At 38.1% G+C, this 18,157-nt stretch carries 16 protein-coding genes and 1 pseudogene; 3 read left to right on the top strand and 14 right to left on the bottom strand.

What is annotated here, in order from left to right:
• Positions 1-411 precede the first annotated feature (411 nt).
• The 11 genes from ABIB40_RS01260 to ABIB40_RS01210 form a co-directional block, all read right to left on the bottom strand.
• A complete protein-coding gene (locus ABIB40_RS01260) occupies positions 412-1,047 on the bottom strand; it encodes a nitroreductase family protein (protein ID WP_354355135.1) in 636 nt (211 codons plus the stop codon).
• A 155-nt stretch (positions 1,048-1,202) separates the two neighbouring features.
• Positions 1,203-1,880: a type 1 glutamine amidotransferase domain-containing protein gene (locus ABIB40_RS01255; RefSeq protein WP_354355134.1), complete on the bottom strand. Its 678-nt coding sequence runs from the start codon at positions 1,878-1,880 to the stop codon at positions 1,203-1,205.
• 25 nt (positions 1,881-1,905) lie between these two features.
• Positions 1,906-2,310 carry a DoxX family protein gene (locus tag ABIB40_RS01250; protein ID WP_354355132.1) on the bottom strand — a complete coding sequence of 135 codons (405 nt, stop codon included), beginning with the start codon at positions 2,308-2,310 and terminating at the stop codon, positions 1,906-1,908.
• A 1-nt stretch (position 2,311) separates the two neighbouring features.
• Positions 2,312-2,731, bottom strand: coding sequence for a MarR family winged helix-turn-helix transcriptional regulator (locus ABIB40_RS01245; RefSeq protein ID WP_354355130.1), 420 nt, complete (start codon positions 2,729-2,731; stop codon positions 2,312-2,314).
• Positions 2,732-3,199: 468 nt separating this feature from the next.
• Entirely contained in the window at positions 3,200-4,639 is a 1,440-nt protein-coding gene (locus tag ABIB40_RS01240) for an MFS transporter (protein ID WP_354355128.1), read from the bottom strand.
• A 23-nt stretch (positions 4,640-4,662) separates the two neighbouring features.
• Positions 4,663-5,325, bottom strand: a complete 663-nt coding sequence (locus tag ABIB40_RS01235) for a bifunctional 4-hydroxy-2-oxoglutarate aldolase/2-dehydro-3-deoxy-phosphogluconate aldolase (RefSeq protein WP_354355126.1) — start codon at positions 5,323-5,325, stop codon at positions 4,663-4,665.
• On the bottom strand, positions 5,315-6,373 hold the full coding sequence (locus tag ABIB40_RS01230; protein ID WP_354355124.1) for a PfkB family carbohydrate kinase: 1,059 nt from the start codon (positions 6,371-6,373) through the stop codon (positions 5,315-5,317). Before ABIB40_RS01230 ends, ABIB40_RS01235 begins: the two co-directional genes overlap by 11 nt.
• 91 nt (positions 6,374-6,464) lie before the next feature.
• Positions 6,465-7,865 carry a glucuronate isomerase gene (uxaC, locus tag ABIB40_RS01225; protein ID WP_354355122.1) on the bottom strand — a complete coding sequence of 467 codons (1,401 nt, stop codon included), beginning with the start codon at positions 7,863-7,865 and terminating at the stop codon, positions 6,465-6,467.
• A 121-nt stretch (positions 7,866-7,986) separates the two neighbouring features.
• Positions 7,987-9,633 (bottom strand): UxaA family hydrolase, encoded by a 1,647-nt coding sequence (locus ABIB40_RS01220; protein WP_354355120.1) that lies wholly within the window; start codon positions 9,631-9,633, stop codon positions 7,987-7,989.
• Between the two features lie 5 nt (positions 9,634-9,638).
• Positions 9,639-11,144 carry a tagaturonate reductase gene (locus ABIB40_RS01215; protein ID WP_354355118.1) on the bottom strand — a complete coding sequence of 502 codons (1,506 nt, stop codon included), beginning with the start codon at positions 11,142-11,144 and terminating at the stop codon, positions 9,639-9,641.
• Positions 11,145-11,413: 269 nt separating this feature from the next.
• A complete protein-coding gene (locus ABIB40_RS01210) occupies positions 11,414-12,031 on the bottom strand; it encodes a tetratricopeptide repeat protein (RefSeq protein ID WP_354355116.1) in 618 nt (205 codons plus the stop codon).
• 289 nt (positions 12,032-12,320) lie between these two features.
• On the opposite strand from ABIB40_RS01210, the gene lon reads away from it, so the two are divergent.
• Together lon and ABIB40_RS01200 are read left to right on the top strand one after the other, a co-directional pair.
• The gene (gene lon / locus ABIB40_RS01205) at positions 12,321-14,792 is read left to right on the top strand and encodes an endopeptidase La (protein WP_354355114.1); all 2,472 of its coding nucleotides are present in this window, start codon (positions 12,321-12,323) and stop codon (positions 14,790-14,792) included.
• Between the two features lie 83 nt (positions 14,793-14,875).
• On the top strand, positions 14,876-15,820 hold the full coding sequence (locus tag ABIB40_RS01200; protein ID WP_354355112.1) for a lipid A deacylase LpxR family protein: 945 nt from the start codon (positions 14,876-14,878) through the stop codon (positions 15,818-15,820).
• 112 nt (positions 15,821-15,932) lie between these two features.
• Here the strand turns inward: ABIB40_RS01200 and arfB are convergent.
• Positions 15,933-16,310: pseudogene (gene arfB, locus ABIB40_RS01195) on the bottom strand (alternative ribosome rescue aminoacyl-tRNA hydrolase ArfB); the annotation flags it as partial.
• A 103-nt stretch (positions 16,311-16,413) separates the two neighbouring features.
• Between arfB and cmk the strand changes: the two are divergent.
• Positions 16,414-17,106 (top strand): (d)CMP kinase, encoded by a 693-nt coding sequence (cmk, locus tag ABIB40_RS01190; protein WP_354355110.1) that lies wholly within the window; start codon positions 16,414-16,416, stop codon positions 17,104-17,106.
• Here cmk and ABIB40_RS01185 read toward each other — a convergent pair.
• The gene (locus ABIB40_RS01185; RefSeq protein ID WP_354355108.1) at positions 17,098-17,670 is read right to left on the bottom strand and encodes a nucleotidyl transferase AbiEii/AbiGii toxin family protein; all 573 of its coding nucleotides are present in this window, start codon (positions 17,668-17,670) and stop codon (positions 17,098-17,100) included. The two genes, cmk and ABIB40_RS01185, sit on opposite strands and share 9 nt — an antisense overlap.
• Before the next feature lie 8 nt (positions 17,671-17,678).
• On the bottom strand, positions 17,679-17,984 hold the full coding sequence (locus tag ABIB40_RS01180) for a DUF6922 domain-containing protein (protein WP_354355106.1): 306 nt from the start codon (positions 17,982-17,984) through the stop codon (positions 17,679-17,681).
• Between the last annotated feature and the right edge of the window lie 173 nt (positions 17,985-18,157).

Genomic DNA, 18,157 nt, shown 5'->3' with positions numbered 1-18,157 from the left:
GAGATTTAGCCGATTTTGGTAGGAATATACATCATTACAAAAGATGCCAAAGTTTTACTAGTTGGTTCTTTTCGTTACCCCATTTTAATGCATATATCAAACTGAGAAGATGATAAGGTTTATGTTAATTACAAACATAGCATTTAACCGCCTATATAAAAAGCCAGATTGTACCAATTTTTTAACAAATCGTTCTTCTGTCCATAAAAACAACACGTCTGATAAAATGAGGTAATTTACCTCTCACAGAAATTGTTCGTATGGCATAGGCCTGCTTTAAAACCAACTAATATTTAACTTTAAGAGTAGCAATACCTTTTTTTAAATAAAACAGGATAAGCAGCATGTGCAGCTTAATCCTGTTTAAACACGATTGGTTGAGAAAACCAATTTTATAGCGTCGCTTCTTACCTACTTATATTCAATCACAAACTCATCGGTAGGATTTCTCACTTTTTTCATGGTTGATAACCAATCTTTTTCTGTATCGCGGTAGCCTAAATACAGCAAGGTTACACTTTTTAAACCTTTGGCTTTTAATTCCAAAAGTTCATCCACAAGCGCACTGTCAAAACCTTCTGCAGGTGTAGTGTCTACTTTCAACTCTGCCGCTTCTGCAATAGCCATTGCAAACCCAATATAAGACTGGCGGGCGGTATGCACAAAGTTTTCATCTGCCGTTTCTTTAAGATAGATTTCCTTTATTTTATCTGTATAGCTGTTAAACCTACCCCGGGGCAAATCTCGCTCGTCTGTAGTGCGGTTGTAAATAGCATCTATCCTTTCTTCGGTATAACGATCCCAAGCCGCAAAAACCAATACATGAGAACAATCTCTCATTACCTCGGCATTTAATACACTTGGCGAAAGCTTTTCTTTAATCTCTTGATTAGCAACTATTAAAATACGATACTGCTGCAATCCAGAAGATGTGGGAGCTAAACGAGCAGCTTCTACAATTTTATCTAAATCTTCTTCGCTTACTTTCTTTGTTGGATCGTATGCTTTTACGGCATGTCTCCACTTCAATGATTCTATTAGTGACATCTTTATTTTCTGATTGTTATTGATGATATTTTACTATAAATGTTCAGCACATTAAATTTATAAGTCCCAAAATAGTGCTGAAATTTATTAGCCGATTGTTAACTTCTGTTGAGTGAAAATCGCTTAGAGTTTTTCTAAGCGACCTTTTGAAATACTCACTTCAGGCGCGAAATCATTTTTTCGGCAACACTTTCAGAGGAAGCAGGGTTCTGTCCGGTGATCAACAAACCATCTTCCACTATATGTAAGCCCCAATCTTCGGTTTTGCTATAGTGGCCACCTAAACTTTTCAGTTCTGTTTCCACCAAAAAAGGCACTACGTCTGTTAACTGTACGGCCGCTTCTTCGGTATTAGAAAAACCGGTTACATTTTTCCCTTTTACAAATGGTTCTCCGTTTTCTAACTTTACATTTTTGAAAACACCTGGAGCATGACAAACTGCGCCCACAATCTTTCCACTGTTGTAAAAATCTAAGATCAACTTGGCAGAATCGGCATCGTTGGCCAAATCCCAAAGTGGACCATGACCACCAGGAAAGAAAACAGCATCAAAATCTGCGGCATTTACGCTAGACAATTGCTTTGTGTTTGCAATAATCTCCTGAACTTTTTGATCTTTATAATAGCGCTCTGTAGCGCTGGTTTGTGCAGATTTTGCTTCGCTAGATGGATCAATTGGCGCTTGGCCGCCTTTTGGCGTGGCAACGGTTACTTCATAACCTGCATCTTGAAACTTATAAAAGGGTGCGGCGAACTCTTCTACCCAAAAACCAGTTTTTTTACCGGTATCGCCTAATTTATCGTGTGAGGTAACTACAAACAAAATTTTCATGTGCTTATTATTTTTATGATTATTATTAATTAATTTTTCTTCTTTTTAGGGCGTTGGTACTCCATAAGGCCCAAATAATTAAAACTGGCTGAAAAAACAAACGGATTAGCCTTAATTTATCTGTGTTTAGTCCAAAAGCATCGACTTTGTTAACATATTGCGCAATGTTTCCGGGGAAAACTAGCACAAAAAATATCGCAGCAGCAAGTCCGACCCATTTTTTCTTCCTAACCCAAAATATAAGTGCCAACCCAAGGCTTATCTCTACCATACCGGATGCTATAACCGTAAAATCAGATCCGAGCGGCAACCACTTTGGTACCTGCGCTGCAAATTCTTCCCGATTAAAAGTAAGATGACTCACTCCGGCGAAGGCTAAAAATAGCCCTAAAATTATTCTAGCAACGTTTTGTATTTTTGAGGTTTGCATATTATTTGTTCAAAATTTTGTTTAAGATGCCTTTAAGATGAAGAAGTTCGTCCATAGAGACATCTAAACATTTTACTAATTTTTTCGGAATCTCTTTTGCCCCTTGCTTAAGTTGATTGCCAGCTTCCGTTAGTGTAATAATTACTACGCGTTCATCGGCACGACTTCTCTTCCTGTCAACAAAGCCCTTTTGTTCGAGTCTCTTTAACAAGGGAGTAAGTGTCCCACTATCTAAATCTAACTTCTCCCCTAACTGATTCACCGTGCACTCCCTTTCCTCCCATAACACAAGCATTACCAAATATTGTGGGTAAGTGAGGTTTATTGCCGACAACAACGGTCTATATAAACTTGTTAGCTTTCTTGAAAAAGCGTAAGCGGGGAAACAAAGTTGACTTTCGAGTTTTAGTAAATCTTCCATCTGTATGTTTAACAACACAAATGTAAATAAGTTTTACACAATTTAATTTTTAACAATTTACTTATGCGGAAAGTTGATAATGTTGGTTGATTAGCATGTTGAAATCAGAATTGGTTTTCTGGAGAGACAAACCATACGGTTTTGAAAAATTTTTCAAACAAGAATTTCGATTGGTTTACTAGGCTTCTTTTTTGAAATCATTTTTAACAGCTTGATTTTAGATAAAAATATTTCAAACTTCGTTAAATGAATATTTATAAAACTTTAGTTCTACACAGATTTAGACAATCAACAAAATGGATACTACCTAGCTAAAATTATAGACCGGACAGTATTGATGATACCAAAAACCTGATTTTTATAAAGCTAACTTATAGCTAATTACAAATAATTGCAATAGCTAAATCTGACTATAATTCACGAAACCTAAAACAACCAAAACTATTTTCAGGGCCAATTACGCGGCCACTATTTAAAAATTACTGGTTTATATTTTGGCACCAACGCTTTCATAACCACCCAACCTATAAGGTAACAAACAGAACAGATAGAAAATACAATGAAGTATCCTGCCGCTTCGCCTTTAAAGCCCATAAAAACGATGTGGTTTTGCCCAGTATAATCGAACAGCATGCCAGAACCTTTGTTTATAATAAAGCCTGCAATTCCGCCAGCCATACCTCCAATACCAACAATGGTCGCAATTGCTTTTTTAGGAAACATATCGCCAACGGTAGAGAAAATATTGGCCGACCATGCTTGGTGTGCGGCGCCGGCAATACCTATTATGATTACAGGAAGCCAGTAGCTAATGTGTCCTAAGGGCTGTGCCAGCAATGCTAACAAAGGGAAAAAGGCAAAAATAAGCATCGCCCGCATTTTTCCCTGATAAGGATTCATTCCTTTTTTCTCTACAAAATAGGTCGGTAACCAACCCCCTACAATAGATAAAAGTGTAAGGGAGTATAAAATGAATAATGGAAATGCGCTTTGTGTTGAATCCATTCCATATACGTCGCTCAGATATGCGGGTGTCCAGAACAGGAAGAACCACCAAACACCATCCGTCATGAATTTGCCAAATGCAAAAGCCCAGGTTTGGCGGTGCTTAAAACACTCTACAAAAGAAACCTTCGCTTCAGTTTCTTCTACATAGTCTTCCAAAGTTCTGTCGTAAGCCAAATCTTGTTGAATGTAATCTAACTCTTCGGTATTTACCTTTGGGTGCACATGCGGTTTTTTATAAATAAACACCCAAAAGCCCATCCAAATAAAACCAAGGGCGCCAATTATGAGGAAAGACATTTCCCAACCATAAGCTTTTGCAATAAATGGAATGGAAATAGGCGCTGCCAAGGCACCAACCGTTGCTCCGGCATTGAAAATACTGGTAGAAAAAGCCCTGTCTTTTTTTGGAAAATACTCTGCCGTGGCTTTAATTGCAGCCGGAAAGTTTCCGGCCTCTCCAATGGCCAATACTAAGCGAGCAAAAATAAACAATACAACACTTACATTAATAACCAAACCCGTGTTGTTGACTGCACGAATGGTTTCTTTTGCGAGTTCGAAATTTAAAAACCAGTCTCCGGTAATATAACCAGCGGTTGCGATACCACAAAAAGCGTGTAAACAAGCACCAACAGACCAAACACCAATGGCCCATAAAAAGCCTTTCTTAGTATCCAATTTATCTACCAACCTACCGGCAAACAACAAAGATATGGCGTAGAAAATAGAAAATAATGCAGTAATGTTGCCGTAATCGTTGTTATCCCAATGAAACTCAGGAGCAATAAAATCTTTCCAAGTAAGGGAAAGTACTTGCCGATCGAGGTAATTTATAGTAGTGGCCGCAAAGAGGATGAAACAGATGGTCCACCTGTAATTGGTCATTTTAGTTTTTTTCATTTGGTTAGATTTTTTTGGAGGTATTATTTACTTTCGTTAATGAGTGCTAAAGCAAGTTGCGTATTTTTAAAAAGCTCCTCATAGAGCCCTTCTGCCATCACTTCTTTACTAATTAATTTACTTCCCATGCCTACTGCGCAAACGCCTGCTTCAAACCAAGTTTTAAGGTTATCTGCGTTGATTTCTACGCCACCTGTTGGCATGAAGAGTTGGCCTGCAAACAAATCTTTAATGGACGATAGAAACTCCGGACCTAAGATATTGGCAGGAAAAATTTTGATCAGCATGGCTTTGTTTTCTTGCGCTACACTTATTTCAGTGGGTGTCATACAGCCCGGAATCCACAACATGCCGATTTTATTCGCAATTTTTGCAACCTTAGGATTTACAATCGGAGCTACGACAAAATCTGTTCCGGCATCTATAAATGCATGGGCATCTGTGATGGTCTTTATGGTACCTATGCCAAGATATAAATCTGGCATTTCTGCATTTCTTACTTCTACCAATTTCTTAAAATTTGGCAAAGCGGCTTTACCTCGGTTGGTATACTCGAATACCCGAACGCCAGCTTTGTAAAGCGTACGCATCAGTTCAATACTAACCATTTCGCTGTCATTATAAAATAGTGGCAGCATGCCCTGAACTAAAATGGCATCTAATATTTTATGTTTGTTACTCATCATCTCTTTTCATTCTTGCTTTAATGTCGTCGACAGTACTTGTGGTGGCATCGCTAGCAATATATAATTTATCAAATGCTGCTGCGGTAGCAAAAGAAAGTATTTCTTTAATGGTTAGTTTATTGTAAAACCCGAAAATTAAACCCGCCATAAAGCAGTCTCCGCTCCCAACCTTATCCAAAATATCGTCCGAAACATATTCGGGAGATACTGTTAATTGGTCTTCTGTATACAGTGTGGTGTAATATTTTATCCCCGCGCCATGGTCGAATCTAAACGTGTTTGCCACAGCTTTACAACTTTTAAATTTAGCAAGTATGGCTTTAGAGGTATCCATAGCCTGCTGGAGTAAAATTTCGTTGTCGTATTCTTGGCTTTTTTCTAAGTGTGGATGCAATGGGATGCCCAGCATGCTATGAGCCGCCCAAACGTTGCCCATAATCAAATCGCAATAATTCGCAAGTTCGGGCATTACGTCAATTGGGGCTTTTTTGTATTTCCAAAGTTTACTTCTATAGTTTAGATCTAGGGAAACACTAATATTTCTCTCCTTTGCGGCCTTTAGCGCTTCCAAACATACATCTGCAAGAGATTGATTTATTGCTGGACAAATCGCACTAAAATGAAACCAGGTTATGCCTTTAAAAACTTCATCCCAATTAATTTGTCCAACAGCTAACTCGGCATACGACGAATTTGCCCGATCGTAAATTACACCTGCGTGTTTTAAGTCATTTCCTTTGGGAAGATAGTATAGCCCCAAACGATCTCCCTCAAAAAGCATGGCCGAAGTATCAATCTGCTTGTCTTTTAACTCTTGCTCTATTTCTCTAGTGATGGCATTATCTGGCATGGCCGATAAATACGCAGAAGGCACATTCCATAGAGCCAATGCCGTAGCAACATTAAGTTCTGCTCCGCCGATGTAAAAAGGCAATTTATTTTCTTTTAACCAATTGCCTTGCAAATCTGGACAAATACGTAGCAATATTTCTCCAAAACTTAAAACTTTTTCACCTTGTTTTGCTACGAGTGGTATTTGGTCGCTCATTTTTATGTTAAATCGGCGCGATTGCGATGAATCAATAATAAAATTGATTTCCTTTTTTTAGCATCAAAATGCGCACGCTAAATTTACAGAATTAAAATTTAAAATAATTTTTGGCATTAAAATAGGAAATGTCTTGCACTATTTTGCCAATCCACTCCATGTTATTCGGCAATTCTCCATTTTCTACGTCCTCCCCAAACAAATTACAAACAATTCTTCTAAAATATTCGTGTCGTGGAAAGGACAGAAAACTCCTAGAATCGGTTAACATACCGACCATTCTGCTCACTAAACCCATATTAGACAACGTGTTTAGTTGCTTTGTCATGCCATCTTTTTGATCTAAAAACCACCATGCGGCTCCGTATTGCACTTTACCGGCAACTGTTCCGTCGTTATAATTCCCAATCATGGTAGCAATCATCTCATTATCAGCGGGATTAAGGTTGTAAATAATTGTTTTGCTTAATTTATCTTCGTTATCAAGCTTGTTTAAAAACTTGGAAAGCATTTTTGCTTGGCTAAAGTCGCCGATAGAATCCCAGCCTGTATCTGGACCCAACTGCCGCAACATTCTGGCATTGTTATTACGCAAAGCGCCCAAATGGAATTGCTGTACCCAGCCCTTTTCGTGGTTCCATTGTGCAAAATGAACGAGCATGGCAGATTTAAACTTCAAATTCTCTAGGTGCGAAATGTCTTTTTTACTCCTAATTTTATCGAAAATTACAGCCACTTCTTGCTCGCTATAGTCCTCTGCATAAATTTGCTCTAAACCATGGTCTGAAACCGAACATCCATTTTCTGCAAAATAATCATGCCTCGATTTTAACGCACTTAAATAATCTGCAAACGAGCTAATGCTTTTATTTACAACCCCTTCTAACTTGTTTATATATTCATTTAGCGTCTTCACATCGTCGCTATTCATGGCTTTATCTGGTCTAAAAGCAGGCAACATTTTAAATTCAATACCTTCTTTGGCAACTTGTTGATGAAAGTTTAGCGAGTCTAAGGGATTGTCTGTTGTACAAACTGTTTCTACGTTCATTTTGGAAAGTAGTCCTCTAACCGAAAATTCTTGCGTTTGTAGCTTTGATGAACATTGTTCGTAAATTTTGCTTGCTGTCTTTTCAGAAAGCAAATCATCAATACCAAAATAACGTTGAAGCTCTAAATGTGTCCAATGATAGAGTGGATTTCTAAGCGTATAAGGTACGGTTTCTGCCCATTTTATAAACTTTTCCTCGTCGCTTGCGTCTCCTGTAATGTATTTTTCATTAATTCCATTGGTGCGCATTGCTCGCCATTTGTAGTGGTCTCCATACAGCCAAACTTGCGTAATGTTCTCAAACTGGGTATTATTGGCAATTTGTTCGGGAATTAAATGGTTGTGATAATCTATAATGGGCAAAGGTTTTGCAAAATCGTGGTATAGTTTTTCTGCTGTTCCGTTCTGTAAAAGAAAATTTTCGTTTAAAAAAGGTTTCATGTGGGTGATGTAAAAAGTTTAGAGCTAAGATTTAATTACCTCTGATAATTTTCTATGTTAAATATCTTCAAAATGACAAACTGATCTATGAGTTTAGCAGCTCATTAGCTCACTTTATAGTTTAAAGGCTTACTCCGCGCTTCCAAGGTATAAAATCATCTTGGTTTAACAAAACTGCCTTCGGAATGACTTCGCCACTTGCCGCTTTAATACAGTAGTCTAAAATGTCTTCTCCCATCTCCTCAATGGTCTTTTCACCCTCTATTATAGGCCCACAGTTTATGTCGATAATATCGCTCATTCGTTTGGCCAAGGTATTATTTGTTGCTACTTTAATGGTTGGGCAAATGGGATTACCTGTTGGCGTACCAAGCCCGGTGGTAAATAAAATCAGCGTGGCACCAGCTGCAGCTTTTCCCGTGGTAGCCTCTACATCATTTCCTGGCGTGCAGACCAAATTCAATCCAGATTTAACTGCGGGTTCTGTATAATCTAACACATCTTCTACAGGAGATGTACCGCCTTTTTTTGCAGCACCAGTACTTTTTATGGCATCGGTAATCAAACCGTCTTTAATGTTTCCAGGCGATGGGTTCATAAAAAAGCCAGAACCAACGTTTTCGGCAGCTTTGCTGTAGGCGCGCATCAATTGTATAAATTTCCTCGCTGCCGTTTCTTCTTTTGTGCGATCAATTAACTGTTGTTCTGCACCGCAAAGCTCTGGAAACTCTGCAAGCAACACCTTCCCGCCAAGGGCTACCAATAAATCGGAGGTATAGCCGACAGCCGGATTTGCACTAATGCCGCTAAAACCGTCGCTGCCGCCACATTTAACGCCCAGTACCAATTTGCTAAGCGGGGCAGGTTTCCGTTCAAGTTTGTTAACTTCTACAAGGCCTAAAAAGGTGCTTCTAATGGCTTCTTTTATAAGTTGTTCTTCGCTTTGCGATTGCTGTTGCTCGAAGATGTAAAGCGGTTTATCGAAATTTGGATTTCGTACTTTTAAATCGTCTATAAAATCTTTTACCTGTAGGTTTTGGCAACCCAAACTTAAAAGGGTAACTCCCGCCACGTTTGGGTGGTCTGCATAGGCCGCCAACAACTTGCCTAAAACGGCCGCATCTTGTCTAGTTCCGCCACAACCACCCTGATGGTTTAAAAACTTAATCCCATCTACATTTTTAAAAACGCGATTTGCGGCGGCGTTTGGGCTACCTATGTCAAGCAGATCTGCACCTGCCAAACTCTCGCCCTCCTTGTAAGCTTCAACCAACTTATGTGTAAAGGTTTTGTACTTATCAGTTACGGCATAGCCCAGCTCGTTGTACAGCGCTTCTCTAATTACATCCAAATTTCTATTCTCGCAAAAAACAGTTGGAATAAACAACCAATAATTGGCCGTGCCTACCCTACCGTCACTGCGGATGTAGCCGTTAAAGGTTCGCCCCTCAAACTTAGAAACATCTGGCGGGCTCCAACTGTAATGATAAGGCTTAAATTGGTAGGAATCGGCAGCGTGTTTAGTGTTTTCTGTATCCATTAAACCACCCTTTGCAATAAAATGTTGTGCTTTCCCCACCAAAACCCCATACATCATAATCGAGTGGCCGGCCTGCATGTCTTGCATAAAGAATTTATGCTTAGCTGCAATGTTGTCTTGCAAAACGTATTCGTTTCCGTCATGTATAATGGTTTCGCCCTTCGCCAAATTTTGCAAAGCAACGAGCACATTATCGTTTGGATGGATTTTTAAAATTCTACTTGCCATTTCTACTACCCGTTTATTTCTTGTAAAATTGCTTTTGTGCCTTTAGCCTGCAATTGGTCCACGCTTTGTTTAACGGCATCTAAAAAACCTACATAGCGCGTTAAATCTGTTCCCCACAAGGCCTCATCACTTAATATATTTTTGACTGCATTGCTTGGGTTTTGCCAATATTGATAAATAATTGCCGCAGATTCATCTTGTAATTTGAAGCTGGTATCAGCTAAACTTGCCAAATAATCTTGACCCTCTTTCTTCGACTTCATCAACACGATATAAGCAGCAAAACCTAAAGCACTACGTTTAGGCACTTTATTTTCTTTAGCGTAGTATTTTTCAATTAAGGGCAAATTCCTCATTTTAATTTTTGAGGTATAATTTAAGGTGATGGCTTGCCAATGGTGCTCCAAAGCTGGATTGCTAAAACGATCTACCACGCTTTTAGCAAATTCCATTGCTTCAGCTTTAAAAATGTCTTTACTTTCTACAACTGGAACAATCTCCACTTCCATCAATTTTAGTACATGATGCTTAAATGCGCCATTAGCCATGGCCTCTTTTACGGTATCGAAGCCTGCCAAAATGGCTAACGCACAAATCATGGTGTGGGTTCCGTTAAGCAATCTTAACTTTAGTTCTTTAAATTTCTCGATAGACGGCACGATAAAAATACCTTTATCTGCAGCAGCAAACGATAAAAGCTCTGCAACCCGAGTTTCTTTAGATTCGATTGCCCAAAGCCTAAAAGGCTCTGCCATGATGGCTAATTCATCCTTGTAACCTAGTATTTCTTCCAGTTTGTTTTGATCGATAGTAGAAAGTTTTCCAGGCACAATTCTATCTACCAAGGTATTACAGAAATAATTATGGTTTGATAACCAATTTAAAAAATCATCTCCTAATTTATTATGGTTAGAAAGCTTTATTAAAATATTTTTAAGCACATCGGCATTGTTACTTATCAATTCTGTTGGCAAAATAACCATCCCACTCGATGCGGACCCGCCGAAGGCCGTAAAACGTTCGTGTAAAAAAGAGAGCAGTTTGCCCGGATAGGTTTTGGGCGGCGTATCTTGGATGCTATCTTCACTTTCTACAATACCCACTTCTGTGGTGTTTGAGATAACGATTTGCATCTCTGGCTTTTGCGCAGCTTTTAAAATCTCTGCCCAATCCTGCGAAGCAGAAAGCACTCTTTTTATAGACGCGTTAATGATATTTTCTTCGACTTTTTGGCCGTCTTCTATTCCCTTAACGCAAAGTGTGTATAAACCGTCTTGCTCAGAAAAAGCATCGGTGCCGCCCGAAGAAGTAGATTTTACAACCAAAATGTGGCCGTTAAATAGGCCAATTTGGTTTGCTTTGTGAACAAAATAATCGGGCAAGCCGCGCAACAGCACACCCGTGCCAAACTGAATAATCCTTTCCGGTAACTCAAACGTTTCTGAAGAAGGTATAGAAACGTTCTTATCCGCTATTTTTGATAAATTTTCTCGATTTAAAACAACTGCCATTTTTTTTGTAGACTGGTTACACGGCCAATTTAAGACTTTACTTGTTCAAAATAGTTTTAAATTTCACACCACACACCTATCGTGCTGTTTAACATCGGTTTATCAAAAATTTAACTATAAGTAAAAATGTAGTGACAAGAAACTGCTTAATGAACGAGTCTATTATCTGAAAATTTAATTAACTGACGAATTGTTTAAAAACTTCATCCTAATAATTCAAAAAAAAGCCTCCATTAATTTTGGAGGCTTTTGTTGTAAGAACACCGTTCTTATTTTAAACTTTTAATTTGCGCTTTATCATAAGCGATCCAATCTATAATGTCTTTTCGCAAGGGCTGCATGGTGAGCAATTTCTGAAAGTCTGCTATCGAATTGCTAAACATTGCTATACAAGCCGCTTTTTCAGCTTTCTTTCTTGATTTAAAAGACCTAAAAATGGCATAGTCTTTATAAGCTAAACCTCTATTTTGATACATTTGAATATCTGAAGGGCTTAACTCGATCGCCTTTGTAAAATCGGCTATGGCAGCAGTATAGAAACTCTCCCTAAGCGAATTATCTGCTTCTTTTGGGTCATTTGCTATCTTTAAACGAGCTTTCCCTCTGTAATAATAAGCAGAAACATCATTAGGCTGAACGCTTGCCAACCGGGTGTAGGTAGCAATGCTCTTTTCGTTGTTTCCGTTTTGAAAGTACGAGTACCCAAGCATTTTCAATACCTTGGCATTGTCTGGGTCTTTCGCGTCAGCTTTTTCTAATTGTGCCACTGCAGTTTTATAGTCCGCTCTTACAATTGCCTGTACGCTTCTATCGAAATTACTTTGTGCAAAGGTATTGCCCGAATAAAAAACGAGTAGACCTATGCAGGTCTGTTTTAATAAATTCATTTACTGCTAGTTAGTTTAAACCCTTTGAATTGCTTTTATCTATATATGTGCAAAATCCAATTATTTTTTAAAATAAAGAAAAAAAAAGCTTTTTTGCACTACAATAATCTTCATAACGCTAAAAAAGCTGCATTATGATTTTTTTAACTAAAAATAAAAACTGCCGTTTTAACATACGCTGTCTTAAAACAAGATACTGGCACAAGAGTTGAAAACAAAAGGCTAACTAAAAAATATTACAAAAGATGCGATGCCACTGTCAATGTGTCGCGATAAGGATAATGTGAACATGAGTAAAGAAAATATTTTTGATTTCAGTAATTCAATGCCAATCATAAATGAAGATACAGAGTTTTTCCCGCTTATGTCTCAACAAGATGAGGATGATATGAACAGCGAAGATCCACCAGAAACGCTGGCTATTTTACCTTTGCGCAATACAGTGCTTTTTCCTGGCGTAGTTATTCCCATTACAGTTGGTAGAGATAAATCTATTAAACTTGTTAAGGAAGCGTATAAAGGCAATAAAATTATTGGAGTTGTTTCTCAAAAAGACGTATCTATAGAAGACCCTACTTTTGACCAATTAAATAGCGTGGGTACGGTTGCTAATGTTATTAAGCTTTTGCAAATGCCAGATGGAAACACCACTGTAATTATACAAGGTAAGCAACGCTTTAACCTGGTTGAGGAAGTGCAAGGCGGGCCATACATTAAAGCCGTTGTACAGAAGTTTGAGGACGCAAAAGTTAAACCAGATAAAGAGTTTAAAACATTAATTGCGTCTATAAGAGAGATTTCTGCTCAAATTATTCAACTTTCACCCAATATACCTAGTGAGGCAAGTATCGCACTGAAAAACATAGAGAGCAATTCGTTTTTGATTAATTTTATTTCATCAAATATGAATGCCGAAATGGCTGATAAGCAAAGTATTCTGGAAATGGATAATTTGCAAGATCGCGCTAAAAAGGTAATGGACTTATTGATGATCGAGTTGCAAGTGTTGGAGTTGAGAAATCAAATCCAATTTAAAGTTCGTACAGATTTAGATAAGCAACAGCGAGATTATTTTTTAAATCAGCAGTTAAAAACTATACAAGAAGAACTCGGTGGCAACTCTACAGATTTAGAAATAGAGGCTTTAGAAAAACGTGCAGGCAAGAAAAAATGGCCGCAAACTGTAGCAGACCATTTTAATAAGGAGTTGGATAAAATGGGGAGGATGAATCCGGCTGCACCAGATTATTCTATCCAGTTAAATTATTTAGAGCTTTTATTAGACTTGCCTTGGCGCGAGTTTACAAAAGACAACTTCGATTTAAAACGGGCACAACGTGTTTTAGACAAAGACCACTTCGGTTTAGAAAAAGTTAAAAAGCGCATTATAGAATATCTTGCCGTTATAAAGCTCAAAAGAGATATGAAAGCGCCTATTTTGTGCTTGGTTGGCCCTCCGGGAGTTGGAAAGACCTCATTGGGCAAATCCATAGCAAAAGCCTTGGGCCGCAAATACGTGCGGATGGCTTTGGGTGGCATTAGAGACGAAGCCGAAATACGAGGGCATAGAAAAACATACATTGGCGCCATGCCGGGTAGAATTATTTCTTCTATAAAAAAGGCAGGTTCAGACAACCCAATTTTTGTACTCGATGAGATAGATAAAGTTGGTTCAGATCATCGTGGGGATCCGTCTTCAGCTTTGCTAGAGGTGCTAGATCCAGAACAAAACAATGCTTTTTATGACCATTATGTAGAGGCCGATTACGACCTTTCTAGCGTACTGTTTATCGCCACAGCCAATTCTTTAAGCAACATTCAACCGGCCTTGTTAGATAGGATGGAAATTATAGAGGTAAATGGCTATACTATTGAAGAAAAAGTAGAAATAGGGAAAAAGTTTTTGCTACCTAAACAGAAGGAAAACCATGGTCTTGGCGCAAGGGATATAAGTTTAAAACCTGCCATTATAGAGCGTGTAATTGAAGATTACACCCGCGAATCTGGCGTACGTGGGCTGGAAAAAAAGATTGGTTCTTTGGTGCGAGGCGTAGCCACAAAAATTGCCATGGAAGAGGAATACGAGCCGAATTTAACCATGGCAGACGTAGAACGCATTTTAGGCGCTCCTATTTATGACAAGGATTTTTACGAAGGAAACGACGTAGCAGGCGTGGTAACAGGTTTGGCCTGGACTAGCGTGGGCGGAGATATTCTTTTTATAGAATCTAGTTTAAGTCCAGGAAAAGGAAAACTAACCTTAACAGGTAATTTAGGAGATGTGATGAAAGAATCTGCCGTAATTGCTTTGGCTTATTTAAGGGCGCATTCTGCGGAGTTTGGAATAGACGCCGTTCTTTTTGATCAATGGGATGTGCATGTGCACGTGCCAGCTGGCGCTACGCCAAAAGATGGTCCATCTGCTGGCATTACCTTATTAACTGCGCTTACCTCGGCGTTTACACAGCGTAAAGTAAAACCCAATTTGGCCATGACTGGCGAGATTACCCTGCGAGGAAAAGTATTACCCGTTGGGGGAATTAAAGAAAAAATACTAGCGGCAAAGAGAGCTAACATAAAAGAAATCATTTTATGCAAAACGAACCGTAAAGATATTTTGGAAATTAAGGAAAGCTATGTAAAGGACTTAACTTTTCATTACGTTACGGAAATGAGCGAAGTGATTGAGCTCGCACTTACAAAAACGAAGGTTAAAAAACCATTAGATTTTAGCGTAAGACCAACTGCAATTGTAAATTAATTGCATCTTTTGGCAAATCGAGTTGTGGCAATGCGCAACAATAAATACATTTACAGCCTGGGCCAAATGCCCAGGTTTTTTTTATGAAGTATTTTTTTAGTGTATTACTTTTATCTTGTTTATGGTTGCAATCTTCTGCACAGGTTTATAAAAACGAATTTGGCTTTACCACCGAGAACGATGCTTATTTAGCCACTCTAAATGATCGCTACTACACCAATGGCCTATTTTTATATTATCGTAGGGCGATAAATCCTGCAAATTTTAAAACTAATATCGCAAAGAAAACTTATGAAATTTCTGTTGCACAAAAAATCTATACACCCTATTCTGGAGATGCACCAATAAAAGAAAATCAAGATAGGCCTTTTGCCGGTTATTTAGATGCTGGAGCAACCTACTCGGTATTCTACAAAAACGAATTTGTGTTAAAAACCACTGCTCAAATAGGTACTGTTGGTTCAAACTCTTTAGCAGAAAAAGGGCAAAAACTGTTACACAAAACAGTTGGTTTCTATACGCCCGAGGGTTGGGAATACCAAATTAAAAACGAGCTGGCCATAAATTTATCAGCAAATGCTGCCAAATTGCTCTACAGAACAAACGATAAAATTTTTGATGTAACAGGCGAAGGTTATGCAAACTTAGGAACCACCTTTTCTGGCGCAGGTATTTCTGCTTTATTAAGAATTGGAAAACTGAACCAGTTGTTTAACAGCAGCAGCTATAACGCTACTATTGGAGAAACAGCTGACAAACGCTTTAACGAAAAAGAGTTTTTCTTTTACCTACGGCCAAAATTAAACTATGTAGCTTATGATGCCACCATACAAGGCAGCTTGTTTAATAATGATAGTCCGGTTACGTTTGGCGTAAAACCAATTGTTTACGAACAGCAAGCCGGTGTAAATTACACGATTAGAAGACTTAGTTTTGATTTCAGTTTGATTTTTAAAACCAAAGAAGTAAAAAGTGTTGCTGAAGCGCAAAATTATGGCAGCTTTAGTATGGTGTATAGGTTTAATTAGGTAAGGCTAAGGACGAGGTTGAGACCAAAGACCAAAGCGAAAAAGGCTAAGATTGAGGCCAAGAATGGGCGCTCAATCTAGCGTCTCAAATCTCAGGACTCATATCTAACCACTAGTCATAATCTGGCTTAGCCCTGTTTTTTTTCCTTTCTGCCCTAACCGCCTTATTTTGCAGTCTTTTCAAAATTACAGATTTCGGTATTTTACTCGGCTTTCTGGGTTTATCAACTTTTAGCGCACGTTCAATCAACAACAATAACTTTTTTATAGCACGTTCTTTATTAAGCAATTGGCTCCGTTCTTCTTGGGAAGAAATATGTAAAAATCCTTCGCTATCCAAACGGTTAAACAGACGATGTCTTAAAAGCATTTTTTCTGTGTCCGTAAAAATGGCTGCATTTTCCAAGTCGAACATCAACAATACTTTTGTTTCTACCTTGTTTACATTTTGGCCGCCCTTACCTCCGCTCCTAGCGGTTTTAAAAGTAACAAATTTTAGAATTTCATCTTTATGCGGTAACATCACTCAAAGGTAGAAAGAATACCAAGGAAAATTATCGTAAACTTAATTTCGTTTTTTACCTTTGTTCTGCATGAAAAAAAATCTAGTTATTGCCATCGACGGATATTCCTCTTGTGGGAAAAGCACGTTGGCAAAAGCATTGGCAAAACAACTCGACTTTATTTACATAGATAGCGGCGCCATGTATCGTGCGGTAACATTATATTTCATTAACAACAAGGTTAATACGTTTGATAATGACCAGGTTGCAGAAGCTTTGAAACAGATTGAATTAAATTTTCATGCCAGAGATTATCAATCTCACATTACGTTAAACGGTAAAGAAGTATCTGATGAGATTCGATTGATGCCTGTTTCTGAAAATGTAAGCGAAGTTTCTGCATTAAAACTTGTGCGCCACGAAATGGTTAAACAACAACAACGCATGGGCAAATCTAAAAACATTGTAATGGATGGAAGAGACATAGGCACTGCCGTTTTCCCCGATGCACCTGTTAAGTTTTTTATGACAGCAGATCCGAATGTAAGGGCTGAGCGACGATTTAGAGAGCTTGAAAACAAGGGGAATAACCAGGTTACGTTAGAAGATGTCTTCGAAAACCTTGCCCACCGAGATTATGCCGATACGACCAGGAAAGAAAGTCCGTTATTGCGAGCAGAGGACGCGATTATCTTAGACAACACCAATCTTACAGAAAAAGAACAGTTGGCTTTTGCGCTAGAAAAAGTAAGCCTATTTTTGCAACCCACATCATCACTTTAAATACTCGCTCACTTTTTTGCTGATAAACGCTTTTACGCTTTCCCAAGTTTGCCCTTTTAGGCTAATTGGATCCTCGCTCTCTTCTGCATCTGCAAAATAAGTCATAGCGAAAGGAATAGAAATCATCAGTTGCTGAGAAGGAAATTTCTTGGTATAATAATCTATAAAATCTTGCATTGAAAAGTGATTTAACAATTCTGCAATATCCCAAAAATCTTTTTTAACACCCCTTTTTAAAATTGCAGCTATCTTCATTGCTAAAATATCATGCGGATGGTACAACCTAATTCCGTCAATAAATAATGGAATTTCTATTAACGGATGATGATGATAATTTACCAAATCTACCTTCAGGTCATCAATAGCTCCAAAAACCCCAATCGGGTTGTTAGCGTTTCTGTAAACAAAACCTGGAAAGTTTTTCTCTAAGGTTCTTATAATATCTTCATTCTCAAATTTTAAGACACTAAATAAATCCACATCGACTGATGTTCGATGTCCATAATACAATGACAAAGCTGTTCCACCCACAAGACAGAAGTTTCCCAGCTCTTTTAAAGCCATTAACTGCCTTAATATGAGAAGGGAACTTCTCTTAACTGTTGCGTATTGTAACATCTAAAATCTGTAAGTTCGTTTCTAAAAATTGCAGCCGCTAAATAAATAGTTTGCAAAGAAAGCCATTTGGCATTTTTTAATACTTTGCTTATCTTATCATCACCATAATACCGCCTACAATTACGGATATCTTGCACATCGCCACGCTCAAAAACACGCTCAATGATAAAAGAAGCCTTACTATCATAATCAAGCGAATCAAAATTTACATCCCAAAAAATACGTTTTTCAAATACTGGAATGGTTTTGTTTTTAGACATATCACAAATTTACTTAATATTTTCTGCTTTTAAATTTAACACTAAAATTGTGTTTGCAGAGAATATTTTTCTATCCTTGTTGCTTTATCTACCAATAGCTTGCTTTTTAACTGACGAACAAAATTCCAACTTGATATTTTATACTTATTCATCATAACCAAAAAACATTCCGA

Source organism: Pedobacter sp. UYP30 (assembly GCF_040547165.1).
Taxonomy (GTDB): Bacteria; Bacteroidota; Bacteroidia; order Sphingobacteriales; family Sphingobacteriaceae; genus Pedobacter.
This window is presented reverse-complemented; position numbering and strand designations above follow the sequence as displayed.

Coding starts and splice junctions, on each gene's coding strand:
- ABIB40_RS01260 (WP_354355135.1), bottom strand. CDS start 1,047: ATGTCACTAATAGAATCATTGAAGTGGAGACATGCCGTAAAAGCATAC.
- ABIB40_RS01255 (WP_354355134.1), bottom strand. CDS start 1,880: ATGAAAATTTTGTTTGTAGTTACCTCACACGATAAATTAGGCGATACC.
- ABIB40_RS01250 (WP_354355132.1), bottom strand. CDS start 2,310: ATGCAAACCTCAAAAATACAAAACGTTGCTAGAATAATTTTAGGGCTA.
- ABIB40_RS01245 (WP_354355130.1), bottom strand. CDS start 2,731: ATGGAAGATTTACTAAAACTCGAAAGTCAACTTTGTTTCCCCGCTTAC.
- ABIB40_RS01240 (WP_354355128.1), bottom strand. CDS start 4,639: ATGAAAAAAACTAAAATGACCAATTACAGGTGGACCATCTGTTTCATC.
- ABIB40_RS01235 (WP_354355126.1), bottom strand. CDS start 5,325: ATGATGAGTAACAAACATAAAATATTAGATGCCATTTTAGTTCAGGGC.
- ABIB40_RS01230 (WP_354355124.1), bottom strand. CDS start 6,373: ATGAGCGACCAAATACCACTCGTAGCAAAACAAGGTGAAAAAGTTTTA.
- uxaC (WP_354355122.1), bottom strand. CDS start 7,865: ATGAAACCTTTTTTAAACGAAAATTTTCTTTTACAGAACGGAACAGCA.
- ABIB40_RS01220 (WP_354355120.1), bottom strand. CDS start 9,633: ATGGCAAGTAGAATTTTAAAAATCCATCCAAACGATAATGTGCTCGTT.
- ABIB40_RS01215 (WP_354355118.1), bottom strand. CDS start 11,144: ATGGCAGTTGTTTTAAATCGAGAAAATTTATCAAAAATAGCGGATAAG.
- ABIB40_RS01210 (WP_354355116.1), bottom strand. CDS start 12,031: ATGAATTTATTAAAACAGACCTGCATAGGTCTACTCGTTTTTTATTCG.
- lon (WP_354355114.1), top strand. CDS start 12,321: ATGAGTAAAGAAAATATTTTTGATTTCAGTAATTCAATGCCAATCATA.
- ABIB40_RS01200 (WP_354355112.1), top strand. CDS start 14,876: ATGAAGTATTTTTTTAGTGTATTACTTTTATCTTGTTTATGGTTGCAA.
- cmk (WP_354355110.1), top strand. CDS start 16,414: ATGAAAAAAAATCTAGTTATTGCCATCGACGGATATTCCTCTTGTGGG.
- ABIB40_RS01185 (WP_354355108.1), bottom strand. CDS start 17,670: ATGGCTTTAAAAGAGCTGGGAAACTTCTGTCTTGTGGGTGGAACAGCT.
- ABIB40_RS01180 (WP_354355106.1), bottom strand. CDS start 17,984: ATGTCTAAAAACAAAACCATTCCAGTATTTGAAAAACGTATTTTTTGG.